The sequence below is a fragment of the Pseudomonas lyxosi genome (assembly GCF_047758685.1).
Taxonomy (GTDB): Bacteria; Pseudomonadota; Gammaproteobacteria; order Pseudomonadales; family Pseudomonadaceae; genus Aquipseudomonas; species Aquipseudomonas lyxosi.
Map to the genome: position 1 here is coordinate 2,222,467 of NZ_CP180481.1, position 13,131 is coordinate 2,235,597.

Sequence of the window (13,131 nt, forward strand, 5' to 3'; positions counted from 1 at the left end):
TTAAACCGTTGCGGGTGCGAGTGATTGAGGCGCGTCGAACTGGCCGGCCATCCAGCCGCCGACCTCGATCAGGCGCGTGTCGACCGTGGCCTTGAGCGGCGATAATCGACCGCTGCACAAAGCGCCGAGCCGGTCGCTGATCTGGAACAGCTCGTCGAGGTCTTCGGAGATCACCAGGATCGCCGCGCCAGCGTCGCGCAAGGCAATCAGCGCCCGGTGAATGGTCGCGGCAGCGCCGACGTCCACGCCCCAGGTCGGGTGTGCGGCCACCAGCAGTTTCGGTTGCTGCAGGATTTCGCGGCCGAGGATGAATTTCTGCAAGTTGCCGCCGGACAGGCTGCGGGCCGGCGTCTGGGTGTCGGGCGTCTTCACCCCGAATCGATGGATGATTTCTTCGGCCAGGGCTTCGACCTTGCTGCGCTGGATCAGGCCATTGCTGACCAGCCCTTGTTGAAAGGCAGTGAGCAGGGCGTTGTCCGCCAGGCTCAAGTCCGGCACCGCGCCATGGCCCAGACGTTCAGCGGGGACGAAGGCCAGGCCGAGTTTGCGCCGTGCATCCGGCCGCAATTGCGCCACCGGTTGCACGCCGAAACTGATCGTTGCGCCGTCGTTGCGGCTGAGCGGTTCTTCGCCGCTGAGCAGGGCCAGCAACTCATCCTGACCATTGCCCGCGACACCGGCGATACCAACGATTTCACCGCTGCGCACTTGCAGGTTGATGTCCTTCAGCGAGCAGCCGAACGGATCCGGGTTGTGCCAGGACAATCCGCTCACACGCAAGAAAACATCACTGCCGATCACCTTCGGATAATCCGTAATCAGCGCGGCGGCTTCGCCGACCATCAACTGCGCCAGTTGCTGATCCGAACACTCGGCCGGCACGCAATGCCCGGCCACCCGACCGCCGCGCAACACCGTAGCGCTATGGCACAGCGCGCGAACTTCACCGAGTTTGTGGCTGATAAACAGAATGCTGCAGCCCTCGGCGGCGAGTCGGCGCAAGGTGACGAACAAATCGTCCGCCTCCTGCGGAGTCAGCACTGAGGTCGGCTCATCGAGAATCAGCAGGCGGATGTCCTGCATCAGGCAACGAATGATTTCCACCCGCTGGCGTTCGCCGATCGACAGGCTGTGGACAAGTCGCTCCGGATCCAGCGCCATGCCGTAGCGCCGGGAGACTTCACGAATTTTCGGCTCAAGCTGCTTCGGTGTACCCGCCGCCGCGCCCATCGCCAAGGCAATGTTCTGCGCCACGCTCAAAGTCTCGAACAGCGAGAAATGCTGGAACACCATGCCGATTCCCAGCCCCCGAGCCTGAGCCGGGTTGCGCATTGTCACGGGTTGCCCTTGCCAGATCATCTCTCCCGAGTCTGCATGGATGACGCCGTAGATGATCTTCATCAGCGTACTTTTGCCCGCGCCGTTTTCGCCAAGCAGGGCATGGATTTCGCCAGGGGCTATGCTCAAATCGATGGCGTCGTTGGCCAGGCAACCGGGGTAGCGCTTGCTGATTCTGCGCAGTTGCAGACGAGGTGTTGGATCGGGGATCGGCACGGGGTTGGGCATGACAGGCTCGGGTCGATTTATGTGATGCCTGTGGATAAAGCAATTTCCTGGCCATTGAGTCAGGAAAAATCAAAAGCGTTACAGATAAAGGCTTTGAGGATGGCGCCTCGCCCTATGTCGATCCCGAACCAGGCACCACTTGAGGGCAAAGCCGTTGATCAGGCTCCGGTTTTGCTCAGGGTGTTTGATCAAAAAACGAGCAACCTGCGGCAAGCCACGCCGGACATGGGGCGGCGACAGCCATGAACGGGTTATCCACAGATTGCTCCACAGTATTTGTGCGCAAGCCCGAAGCTCGGGCATAAGCACTGCGTGGCATTCTTCTAAAGGTGATAACCCGCGCTAACTGATTGTTTTTACGTGGATTTAGCTTTTTTGACGGCGCATTGGACGAAAAGTGAGCAAAGCCCGCAAAGCCGCATGACAGAAGGGTTACAGGCGGATGTGCTCAGGTTATCCACAGGCGGGTGCACAATAGATGTGGGCAAATGCACCGGTTCGACGAAAGGGCTGTGAACGTTGTTGGTGCGATTAGTGCTGCAACAAAATGCGCCCGCGGCTCAAATCCGCCAGCTGCGTTTGCAGGGTATCGATCTGGCTTTCGCCGATCGCCAATTGCAGCTCTACGCCGTTGGCCGTGAACGTTTCTTCCACAATCAATCCACCCAGTTCCGCCACCCGAAGCTTCACCAGCGGCAACTCGCCGAAAGCACAGGCGCAACTCACCGGCACCCGACTGATCAGTTCAACCTTTGCCGCGGCTTGCAGGCACTTGTTGGCGCCGCCGCCATACGCCCGGGCGAGGCCACCGGTGCCGAGTTGAATGCCGCCATACCAACGAATCACCAGCACCGCGACCTGATCGCAATCCTGCGCGTCGATTGCCGCCAGAATCGGTCGGCCAGCGGTGCCGCCGGGTTCGCCATCGTCAGTGCTGCGGTATTGCTCGCCAAGCTTCCAGGCCCAGCAATTGTGCGAGGCATTTAAATCGCTGTGCTGTTCGATGAACGCTTGGGCTTCAGCGGGGCTGCTGATCGGCGCGGCGAAAGTGATGAAGCGGCTTTTGCGAATCTCTTCGCGGTACTCGCAAAAACCGCTGAGGGTAAAAGGCATAAGTGTCTTAGATCGTTGGCGTCAGGCCGCAGCCCTTGAGAATGATGCGGATCAGGTTGTTGCCGGCGTCTTCCATGTCTTGCTTGGTCAACTTGGTGCGCCCGGTGACGCGGCAGATCTGCGTGGCGAAATCGGCGTAATGCTGAGTGCTGCCCCACAACAGGAAGATCAGGTTCACCGGGTCGACCGGGTCCATTTTTCCGGCGTCGATCCACGCTTGGAACACGCCCGCCCGGCCCTGGAACCAGGCGCGATAATCCTGGTTGAAGTACTCGGTCAGGCATTCGCCGCCGCTGATTACTTCCATCGCGAAGATCCGCGAGGCTTGCGGCTGACGACGGGAGAATTCCATCTTGGCGCGGATGTAACGCGTCAGCGCTTCGGCCGGATCATCTTCGGCGGTCAGGGTGTTGAAGGTGCTGTCCCACAACTGGAGGATGTTGCTCAACACCGCCACGTACAAACCGAGTTTGTTGGTGAAGTAGTAATGCAGATTCGCCTTGGGCAATCCGGCATTCAGGGCGATGGTGTTCATGCTGGTGCCTTTGAACCCGTGACGGGCGAACTCGTCTTCGGCGGCTTTGATGATGGTCTCTTCGTTCTTCTGACGAATGCGGCTGGCAGGTTTGCCGCCGTGAGCGGGGACTTCAAAGGTCATAGGCACTTCCGAACAAATGGGTGGGTGCAACCAGTGCGTTGATAGCGCACCCACAGGCATCAGACAAGTCCTGACGCGATAAAACCTAGCGTGTCGCCGCCAGACTCTCCAGAAAACTTTCCAGCACCAAATGCGGGCGACGGCCCTTGCGGGTGACAGATGCGAGGCTCAGGTCATAGAAACGCACGTTTGGTTTCAGCGCACGCAATCGGCCTTGCTGCACCCAGAGGCTGGCGTAGTGGTCCGGTAAGTAACCGATGTAGCGCCCGGTGAGGATCAGGAACGCCATGCCTTCACGGTCCGAGGCACTGGCGGTGCAATTGAGCGCCTGGTAATGCGCTTGAATTTCGGCTGGCAAACGGAAAGTCGGTGCGATGGCGTCCTGGCTATTGAGGCGCTCGTCATCCAGTTGTTTATCGTCGACATAAAACAACGGATGACCCACTGCGCAATACAGTAGCGAGCGTTCGCTATAGAGCGGCTGATATTCCAGCCCCGACAGCGCGCTGGCTTGCGGCACCACGCCGACATGCAATCGACCGTCGAGCACGCCTTGTTCGACTTCATTGGGCGCGATCATGCGGATCTGAATCTGCACGTCCGGCCCGCGTTCCTTCAATTGCGCCAAGGCGTGGGTGATGCGCATGTGGGGGAGGGTGACCAGATTGTCGGTCAGGCCGATGGTCAATTCGCCCCGCAAGTGTTGGTGCAGGCCGTTGACCTCGGTGCGAAAACTTTCCAGCGCACTTAATAGCTGCAAGGCCGATTGGTAAACCTCGCGACCTTCTTCGGTCAGGGAAAACCCGGCGCGACCGCGTTGGCACAAGCGCAAACCGAGGCGCTGTTCCAGATCGCTCATTTGCTGGCTGATGGCTGAGCGCCCGATCCCCAGGACCGATTCCGCTGCTGAGAAACCACCGCACTCCACGACGCTGCGGAAGATCCTCAATAAGCGGATATCAAAGTCACTGACTTGCGCCAGCGGATCGGGGCGACGGCTGCTCATAGTTTAGTGGTGACCTGACTGAACGTTAGAAGAGTTGGATTTCACCGACTTTATCCCCGTGGCAATTTAGCTGCAAGAACGCTTTTGATCTCTGTGCTGCTTATTGCCTGCGAGGTTTTGCCCATGAACTTGCCTGAAAACAACCCGACTTCCCTGGCCAGCCAGCTCAAGCTCGATGCTCACTGGATGCCCTACACCGCCAACCGAAATTTCCAGCGCGATCCGCGACTGATCGTGGCGGCTGAAGGCAGTTGGTTGATCGATGACAAGGGCCGCAAGGTTTACGACTCTCTCTCTGGTTTGTGGACCTGCGGCGCCGGGCATACCCGTAAGGAAATTCAGGAAGCGGTCGCCAAGCAATTGGGCACCCTCGATTACTCGCCGGGCTTCCAGTACGGCCATCCGCTGTCGTTCCAGCTGGCTGAGAAAATCACCGACCTGACCCCGGGCAATCTGAATCACGTGTTCTTCACTGACTCGGGCTCCGAGTGCGCTGACACGGCGGTGAAGATGGTTCGTGCTTACTGGCGTCTGAAAGGCCAGGCCACCAAGACCAAAATGATCGGCCGTGCACGTGGTTATCACGGCGTGAACATCGCCGGCACCAGCCTCGGTGGCGTGAACGGCAACCGCAAAATGTTCGGTCAGGCGATGATGGACGTCGATCATCTGCCGCACACTTTGCTGGCGAGCAATGCCTACTCCCGTGGCATGCCGAAAGAGGGCGGTATCGCCCTGGCGGATGAACTGCTCAAGCTGATCGAACTGCACGACGCTTCGAACATCGCCGCGGTGTTCGTCGAGCCAATGGCCGGTTCCGCTGGCGTACTGGTTCCACCACAGGGTTACCTCAAGCGTCTGCGCGAGATCTGCGATCAGCACAACATCCTGCTGGTGTTCGACGAAGTGATCACCGGTTTCGGCCGTACCGGTTCGATGTTCGGCGCCGACAGCTTCGGCGTTACCCCGGACCTGATGTGCATCGCCAAGCAAGTGACTAACGGCGCAATTCCGATGGGAGCGGTGATTGCCAGCTCCGAGATCTACCAGACCTTCATGAACCAGGCGACGCCTGAGTACGCGGTGGAATTCCCGCACGGCTACACCTATTCCGCGCACCCGGTGGCGTGTGCCGCTGGCCTGGCAGCACTCGACCTGCTGCAAAAGGAAAACCTGGTGCAGAGCGTGGCCGAAGTCGCGCCGCATTTTGAAAATGCGCTGCACGGTTTGAAGGGTTCGAAAAACATCATCGATATTCGTAACTATGGTCTGGCCGGTGCGATCCAGATCGCGCCTCGTGACGGCGACGCCATCGTGCGTCCGTTCGAAGCGGGCATGGCCCTGTGGAAAGCCGGGTTCTACGTGCGCTTCGGCGGTGACACCCTGCAGTTCGGCCCAACCTTCAACAGCAAGCCGCAAGACCTTGATCGTCTGTTCGACGCGGTCGGCGACGTGCTGAACAAGATCGACTGATTTTCCCTTCTATATAGAGGTGCCCTATGACAGGGCGCCTGTGGACAACTTTTCTGGAGCCCCGCATGAGCCTTATCCCGCATTTGATCAATGGCGAACTGGTGACCGAAGACGGTCGCACCGCTGACGTGTTCAACCCGTCCACCGGCCAGGCGATCCATAAGCTGCCATTGGCCAGCCGTGAAACCATTCAAAAAGCTATCGACTCGGCCAAGGCTGCGTTTCCGGCCTGGCGTAACACTCCGCCGGCCAAGCGTGCTCAAGTGATGTTCCGCTTCAAGCAATTGCTGGAACAGAACGAAGCGCGTATCGCTCAGCTGATCAGCGAAGAACACGGCAAAACGCTGGAAGATGCTGCCGGTGAACTGAAGCGCGGGATCGAGAACGTCGAGTTCGCTTGTGCAGCGCCGGAAATCCTCAAGGGCGAGTACAGCCGTAACGTCGGCCCGAACATTGATGCCTGGTCGGACTTCCAGCCGTTGGGCGTGGTGGCCGGTATTACTCCGTTCAACTTCCCGGCCATGGTGCCGCTGTGGATGTATCCGCTGGCAATCGTCTGCGGTAACTGCTTCATCCTCAAGCCGTCCGAGCGTGATCCGAGCTCCACGCTGTTGATTGCTCAATTGCTGTTGGAAGCCGGCCTGCCAAAAGGTGTGCTGAGCGTAGTGCACGGCGACAAGGCTGCGGTGGACGCGCTGATCGAAGCGCCGGAAGTCAAAGCGTTGAGCTTCGTTGGTTCGACGCCGATTGCCGAATACATCTACGCCGAAGGCACCAAGCGCGGCAAACGCGTTCAGGCACTGGGTGGCGCGAAGAACCATGCGGTGCTGATGCCTGATGCGGATCTGGATAACGCGGTCAGCGCACTGATGGGCGCGGCCTATGGTTCTTGCGGCGAGCGTTGCATGGCGATCTCGGTGGCTGTGTGCGTCGGTGACCAGGTGGCGGATGCGCTGGTGGCCAAGTTGGTACCGCAAATCAAGGCGCTGAAAATCGGTGCCGGTACTTCGTGCGGTCTGGACATGGGGCCGCTGGTTTCCGGTCAGGCTCGCGACAAAGTCAGTGGCTATATAGAAGACGGTGTTTCTTCTGGTGCGACCTTGGTGGTGGATGGTCGTGGTCTGAGCGTGGCCGGTCATGAGGAAGGCTTCTTCCTGGGTGGCTGCCTGTTCGACAACGTCACGCCAGAGATGCGCATCTATAAAGAAGAGATCTTCGGGCCGGTGCTGTGTGTTGTCCGGGTTAACAGCCTGGAAGAGGCGATGCAGCTGATCAACGATCACGAGTATGGCAACGGCACCTGCATCTTTACCCGAGATGGGGAAGCGGCACGGTTGTTCTGCGACGAGATCGAAGTCGGTATGGTCGGCGTCAACGTACCGCTGCCGGTACCGGTGGCTTATCACAGCTTTGGCGGCTGGAAGCGCTCGCTGTTCGGCGACTTGCATGCGTATGGTCCGGATGGCGTGCGTTTCTACACCCGTCGCAAGGCGATTACCCAGCGCTGGCCACAACGGGCGAGCCATGAAGCTTCGCAGTTCGCATTCCCTAGTTTGTAATTAGAAGGGAAGAAGGCCGGCCCCTCGGGGCCGGCCTTTGCGTTTCAGGGGCTTTTTTCACCTATATGACAGAATTGTGAAGATAGGTGTTGACGGCAGATTCTGGAAGTCTATAATTCGCCCCACTTCCGGCGCAGTCGAAACGGAAAACTCCTTGGTAAACAATGAGTTACACGGTTTTCGACAGCGGGTTGCTTCAGGTCATCGAAGCCCAGAAGGAGTTGAAAGAGCGAGGTTGTTTGGCTCTTTTAACGGTTCGATCTTCTCGGTCGAAAGCGGGGTAAAAGAGGTGTTGACAGCAGCGAGTAACGCTGTAGAATTCGCCTCCCGCTGACGAGAGATCGCAAGCGCAAGTGGTTGAAGTTGCAAAGGAAACTTTGAAAACTTCGGAAAATAACCGCTTGACAGCAACAGAGGCTGCTGTAGAATGCGCGCCTCGGTTGAGACGAAAGCTCTTAACCAACCGCTCTTTAACAACTGAATCAAGCAATTCGTGTGGGTGCTTGTGGAGTCAGACTGATAGTCAACAAGATTATCAGCATCACAAGTTACTCCGCGAGAAATCAAAGATGTAACCAACGATTGCTGAGCCAAGTTTAGGGTTTCTTAAAAACCCAAAGATGTTTGAACTGAAGAGTTTGATCATGGCTCAGATTGAACGCTGGCGGCAGGCCTAACACATGCAAGTCGAGCGGCAGCACGGGTACTTGTACCTGGTGGCGAGCGGCGGACGGGTGAGTAATGCCTAGGAATCTGCCTGGTAGTGGGGGATAACGCTCGGAAACGGACGCTAATACCGCATACGTCCTACGGGAGAAAGCAGGGGACCTTCGGGCCTTGCGCTATCAGATGAGCCTAGGTCGGATTAGCTAGTTGGTGAGGTAATGGCTCACCAAGGCGACGATCCGTAACTGGTCTGAGAGGATGATCAGTCACACTGGAACTGAGACACGGTCCAGACTCCTACGGGAGGCAGCAGTGGGGAATATTGGACAATGGGCGAAAGCCTGATCCAGCCATGCCGCGTGTGTGAAGAAGGTCTTCGGATTGTAAAGCACTTTAAGTTGGGAGGAAGGGCATTAACCTAATACGTTGGTGTCTTGACGTTACCGACAGAATAAGCACCGGCTAACTCTGTGCCAGCAGCCGCGGTAATACAGAGGGTGCAAGCGTTAATCGGAATTACTGGGCGTAAAGCGCGCGTAGGTGGTTTGTTAAGTTGGATGTGAAATCCCCGGGCTCAACCTGGGAACTGCATTCAAAACTGACAAGCTAGAGTATGGTAGAGGGTGGTGGAATTTCCTGTGTAGCGGTGAAATGCGTAGATATAGGAAGGAACACCAGTGGCGAAGGCGACCACCTGGACTGATACTGACACTGAGGTGCGAAAGCGTGGGGAGCAAACAGGATTAGATACCCTGGTAGTCCACGCCGTAAACGATGTCAACTAGCCGTTGGGAGCCTTGAGCTCTTAGTGGCGCAGCTAACGCATTAAGTTGACCGCCTGGGGAGTACGGCCGCAAGGTTAAAACTCAAATGAATTGACGGGGGCCCGCACAAGCGGTGGAGCATGTGGTTTAATTCGAAGCAACGCGAAGAACCTTACCAGGCCTTGACATCCAATGAACTTTCCAGAGATGGATTGGTGCCTTCGGGAACATTGAGACAGGTGCTGCATGGCTGTCGTCAGCTCGTGTCGTGAGATGTTGGGTTAAGTCCCGTAACGAGCGCAACCCTTGTCCTTAGTTACCAGCACGTCATGGTGGGCACTCTAAGGAGACTGCCGGTGACAAACCGGAGGAAGGTGGGGATGACGTCAAGTCATCATGGCCCTTACGGCCTGGGCTACACACGTGCTACAATGGTCGGTACAGAGGGTTGCCAAGCCGCGAGGTGGAGCTAATCCCAGAAAACCGATCGTAGTCCGGATCGCAGTCTGCAACTCGACTGCGTGAAGTCGGAATCGCTAGTAATCGCGAATCAGAATGTCGCGGTGAATACGTTCCCGGGCCTTGTACACACCGCCCGTCACACCATGGGAGTGGGTTGCACCAGAAGTAGCTAGTCTAACCTTCGGGAGGACGGTTACCACGGTGTGATTCATGACTGGGGTGAAGTCGTAACAAGGTAGCCGTAGGGGAACCTGCGGCTGGATCACCTCCTTAATCGACGACATCAGCTGCTCCATAAGCTCCCACACGAATTGCTTGATTCATTGAAGAAGACGATAAGAAGCAGCCCTAACAGGTTGTAGCTTAGTTGGTTGGAGCGCACCCCATGCTCTGTGGTAAAGAGCAGGGTGAGGTCGGCCTTAAAGCTCGAAATTGGGTCTGTAGCTCAGTTGGTTAGAGCGCACCCCTGATAAGGGTGAGGTCGGCAGTTCGAATCTGCCCAGACCCACCAATTTTGTGTGGGAACCTGTAGAAATACGGGGCCATAGCTCAGCTGGGAGAGCGCCTGCCTTGCACGCAGGAGGTCAACGGTTCGATCCCGTTTGGCTCCACCACTACTGCTTCTGTTTGTTGAAAGCTTAGAAATGAGCATTCCATCGTGATGATGGTGAATGTTGATTTCTAGTCTTTGGATTAGATCGTTCTTTAAAAATTTGGGTATGTGATAGAAAGATAGACTGGACGTTACTTTCACTGGTAACGGATCAGGCTAAGGTAAAATTTGTGAGTAGCTCTTAATTGAGCAAGCATGCGAATTTTCGGCGAATGTCGTCTTCACAGTATAACCAGATTGCTTGGGGTTATATGGTCAAGTGAAGAAGCGCATACGGTGGATGCCTTGGCAGTCAGAGGCGATGAAAGACGTGGTAGCCTGCGAAAAGCTTCGGGGAGTCGGCAAACAGACTTTGATCCGGAGATGTCTGAATGGGGGAACCCAGCCATCATAAGATGGTTATCTTAAGCTGAATACATAGGCTTAAGAGGCGAACCAGGGGAACTGAAACATCTAAGTACCCTGAGGAAAAGAAATCAACCGAGATTCCCTTAGTAGTGGCGAGCGAACGGGGACTAGCCCTTAAGTGGCTTTGAGATTAGCGGAACGTTCTGGAAAGTACGGCCATAGTGGGTGATAGCCCTGTACGCGAAAATCTCTTAGTCATGAAATCGAGTAGGACGGAGCACGAGAAACTTTGTCTGAATATGGGGGGACCATCCTCCAAGGCTAAATACTACTGACTGACCGATAGTGAACTAGTACCGTGAGGGAAAGGCGAAAAGAACCCCGGAGAGGGGAGTGAAATAGATCCTGAAACCGTATGCGTACAAGCAGTGGGAGCCCACTTTGTTGGGTGACTGCGTACCTTTTGTATAATGGGTCAGCGACTTATTTTCAGTGGCGAGCTTAACCGAATAGGGGAGGCGTAGCGAAAGCGAGTCTTAATAGGGCGTCTAGTCGCTGGGAATAGACCCGAAACCGGGCGATCTATCCATGGGCAGGTTGAAGGTTGGGTAACACTAACTGGAGGACCGAACCGACTACCGTTGAAAAGTTAGCGGATGACCTGTGGATCGGAGTGAAAGGCTAATCAAGCTCGGAGATAGCTGGTTCTCCTCGAAAGCTATTTAGGTAGCGCCTCATGTATCACTGTAGGGGGTAGAGCACTGTTTCGGCTAGGGGGTCATCCCGACTTACCAAACCGATGCAAACTCCGAATACCTACAAGTGCCGAGCATGGGAGACACACGGCGGGTGCTAACGTCCGTCGTGAAAAGGGAAACAACCCAGACCGTCAGCTAAGGTCCCAAAGTTATGGTTAAGTGGGAAACGATGTGGGAAGGCTTAGACAGCTAGGAGGTTGGCTTAGAAGCAGCCACCCTTTAAAGAAAGCGTAATAGCTCACTAGTCGAGTCGGCCTGCGCGGAAGATGTAACGGGGCTCAAACCATACACCGAAGCTACGGGTATCACTTAGGTGATGCGGTAGAGGAGCGTTCTGTAAGCCTGTGAAGGTGAGTTGAGAAGCTTGCTGGAGGTATCAGAAGTGCGAATGCTGACATGAGTAACGACAATGGGTGTGAAAAACACCCACGCCGAAAGACCAAGGTTTCCTGCGCAACGTTAATCGACGCAGGGTTAGTCGGTCCCTAAGGCGAGGCTGAAAAGCGTAGTCGATGGAAAACAGGTTAATATTCCTGTACTTCTGGTTATTGCGATGGAGGGACGGAGAAGGCTAGGCCAGCTTGGCGTTGGTTGTCCAAGTTTAAGGTGGTAGGCTGGAATCTTAGGTAAATCCGGGATTCTAAGGCCGAGAGCTGATGACGAGTTACCCTTTGGGTGACGAAGTGGTTGATGCCATGCTTCCAAGAAAAGCTTCTAAGCTTCAGGTAACCAGGAACCGTACCCCAAACCGACACAGGTGGTTGGGTAGAGAATACCAAGGCGCTTGAGAGAACTCGGGTGAAGGAACTAGGCAAAATGGCACCGTAACTTCGGGAGAAGGTGCGCCGGTGAGGGTGAAGCATTTACTGCGTAAGCCCATGCCGGTCGAAGATACCAGGCCGCTGCGACTGTTTATTAAAAACACAGCACTCTGCAAACACGAAAGTGGACGTATAGGGTGTGACGCCTGCCCGGTGCCGGAAGGTTAATTGATGGGGTTAGCTAACGCGAAGCTCTTGATCGAAGCCCCGGTAAACGGCGGCCGTAACTATAACGGTCCTAAGGTAGCGAAATTCCTTGTCGGGTAAGTTCCGACCTGCACGAATGGCGTAACGATGGCGGCGCTGTCTCCACCCGAGACTCAGTGAAATTGAAATCGCTGTGAAGATGCAGTGTATCCGCGGCTAGACGGAAAGACCCCGTGAACCTTTACTATAGCTTTGCACTGGACTTTGAATTTGCTTGTGTAGGATAGGTGGGAGGCTTTGAAGCGTGGACGCCAGTTCGCGTGGAGCCAACCTTGAAATACCACCCTGGCAACTTTGAGGTTCTAACTCAGGTCCGTTATCCGGATCGAGGACAGTGTATGGTGGGTAGTTTGACTGGGGCGGTCTCCTCCTAAAGAGTAACGGAGGAGTACGAAGGTGCGCTCAGACCGGTCGGAAATCGGTCGTAGAGTATAAAGGCAAAAGCGCGCTTGACTGCGAGACAGACACGTCGAGCAGGTACGAAAGTAGGTCTTAGTGATCCGGTGGTTCTGTATGGAAGGGCCATCGCTCAACGGATAAAAGGTACTCCGGGGATAACAGGCTGATACCGCCCAAGAGTTCATATCGACGGCGGTGTTTGGCACCTCGATGTCGGCTCATCACATCCTGGGGCTGAAGCCGGTCCCAAGGGTATGGCTGTTCGCCATTTAAAGTGGTACGCGAGCTGGGTTTAGAACGTCGTGAGACAGTTCGGTCCCTATCTGCCGTGGACGTTTGAGATTTGAGAGGGGCTGCTCCTAGTACGAGAGGACCGGAGTGGACGAACCTCTGGTGTTCCGGTTGTCACGCCAGTGGCATTGCCGGGTAGCTATGTTCGGAATAGATAACCGCTGAAAGCATCTAAGCGGGAAACTAGCCTCAAGATGAGATCTCACTGGGACCTTGAGTCCCCTGAAGGGCCGTCGAAGACTACGACGTTGATAGGTTGGGTGTGTAAGCGCTGTGAGGCGTTGAGCTAACCAATACTAATTGCCCGTGAGGCTTGACCATATAACACCCAAGCAATTTGCTGACCTGAAGAGGCACCAGATTGCGGTGTGTGAAGACGACAGCAGTCGAAAATTCGCAAGGCAACACACAAATCTATCACCTACCC

At 55.9% G+C, this 13,131-nt stretch carries 7 protein-coding genes, 2 tRNA genes and 2 rRNA genes; 6 read left to right on the plus strand and 5 right to left on the minus strand.

The window, feature by feature from the left end; genetic code table 11:
- The 4 genes from ACMXYI_RS10315 to ACMXYI_RS10330 form a co-directional block, all read right to left on the minus strand.
- Entirely contained in the window at positions 1-1,566 is a 1,566-nt protein-coding gene (locus ACMXYI_RS10315; protein ID WP_415773140.1) for an ABC transporter ATP-binding protein, read from the minus strand.
- A gap of 531 nt (positions 1,567-2,097) precedes the next feature.
- On the minus strand, positions 2,098-2,679 hold the full coding sequence (locus ACMXYI_RS10320; protein WP_415773141.1) for an IMPACT family protein: 582 nt from the start codon (positions 2,677-2,679) through the stop codon (positions 2,098-2,100).
- 7 nt (positions 2,680-2,686) lie between these two features.
- Positions 2,687-3,337 (minus strand): TetR/AcrR family transcriptional regulator, encoded by a 651-nt coding sequence (locus ACMXYI_RS10325; RefSeq protein ID WP_102615727.1) that lies wholly within the window; start codon positions 3,335-3,337, stop codon positions 2,687-2,689.
- An 85-nt stretch (positions 3,338-3,422) separates the two neighbouring features.
- Entirely contained in the window at positions 3,423-4,343 is a 921-nt protein-coding gene (locus ACMXYI_RS10330) for a LysR family transcriptional regulator (RefSeq protein ID WP_415773142.1), read from the minus strand.
- Positions 4,344-4,466: 123 nt separating this feature from the next.
- Between ACMXYI_RS10330 and ACMXYI_RS10335 the strand changes: the two genes are divergently transcribed.
- Positions 4,467-5,816 carry an aspartate aminotransferase family protein gene (locus tag ACMXYI_RS10335; protein WP_415773143.1) on the plus strand — a complete coding sequence of 450 codons (1,350 nt, stop codon included), beginning with the start codon at positions 4,467-4,469 and terminating at the stop codon, positions 5,814-5,816.
- Positions 5,817-5,881: 65 nt separating this feature from the next.
- Entirely contained in the window at positions 5,882-7,375 is a 1,494-nt protein-coding gene (locus tag ACMXYI_RS10340) for a CoA-acylating methylmalonate-semialdehyde dehydrogenase (RefSeq protein WP_095127264.1), read from the plus strand.
- Between the two features lie 201 nt (positions 7,376-7,576).
- On the opposite strand, the gene ACMXYI_RS10345 is transcribed toward ACMXYI_RS10340, so the two are convergent.
- A complete protein-coding gene (locus tag ACMXYI_RS10345; RefSeq protein ID WP_415767976.1) occupies positions 7,577-7,969 on the minus strand; it encodes a hypothetical protein in 393 nt (130 codons plus the stop codon).
- Positions 7,970-8,001: 32 nt separating this feature from the next.
- Between ACMXYI_RS10345 and ACMXYI_RS10350 the strand changes: the two genes are divergently transcribed.
- The 4 genes from ACMXYI_RS10350 (at position 8,002) to ACMXYI_RS10365 (ending at position 13,025) form a co-directional block, all read left to right on the plus strand.
- A 16S ribosomal RNA gene (locus tag ACMXYI_RS10350) occupies positions 8,002-9,540 on the plus strand.
- Between the two features lie 161 nt (positions 9,541-9,701).
- Positions 9,702-9,778, plus strand: a tRNA-Ile gene (locus ACMXYI_RS10355).
- A 27-nt stretch (positions 9,779-9,805) separates the two neighbouring features.
- A tRNA-Ala gene (locus tag ACMXYI_RS10360) sits at positions 9,806-9,881 on the plus strand.
- Between the two features lie 252 nt (positions 9,882-10,133).
- Positions 10,134-13,025: ribosomal RNA gene (locus ACMXYI_RS10365) — 23S ribosomal RNA — on the plus strand.
- Together the 16S and 23S rRNA genes with 2 tRNA genes alongside form the textbook arrangement of a ribosomal RNA operon.
- Positions 13,026-13,131 lie beyond the last annotated feature (106 nt).

Excerpts from the sequence above, each read along its gene's own strand:
- ACMXYI_RS10315 (WP_415773140.1), bottom strand. The coding sequence starts at position 1,566 with ATGCCCAACCCCGTGCCGATCCCCGATCCAACACCTCGTCTGCAACTG.
- ACMXYI_RS10320 (WP_415773141.1), bottom strand. The coding sequence starts at position 2,679 with ATGCCTTTTACCCTCAGCGGTTTTTGCGAGTACCGCGAAGAGATTCGC.
- ACMXYI_RS10325 (WP_102615727.1), bottom strand. The coding sequence starts at position 3,337 with ATGACCTTTGAAGTCCCCGCTCACGGCGGCAAACCTGCCAGCCGCATT.
- ACMXYI_RS10330 (WP_415773142.1), bottom strand. The coding sequence starts at position 4,343 with ATGAGCAGCCGTCGCCCCGATCCGCTGGCGCAAGTCAGTGACTTTGAT.
- ACMXYI_RS10335 (WP_415773143.1), top strand. The coding sequence starts at position 4,467 with ATGAACTTGCCTGAAAACAACCCGACTTCCCTGGCCAGCCAGCTCAAG.
- ACMXYI_RS10340 (WP_095127264.1), top strand. The coding sequence starts at position 5,882 with ATGAGCCTTATCCCGCATTTGATCAATGGCGAACTGGTGACCGAAGAC.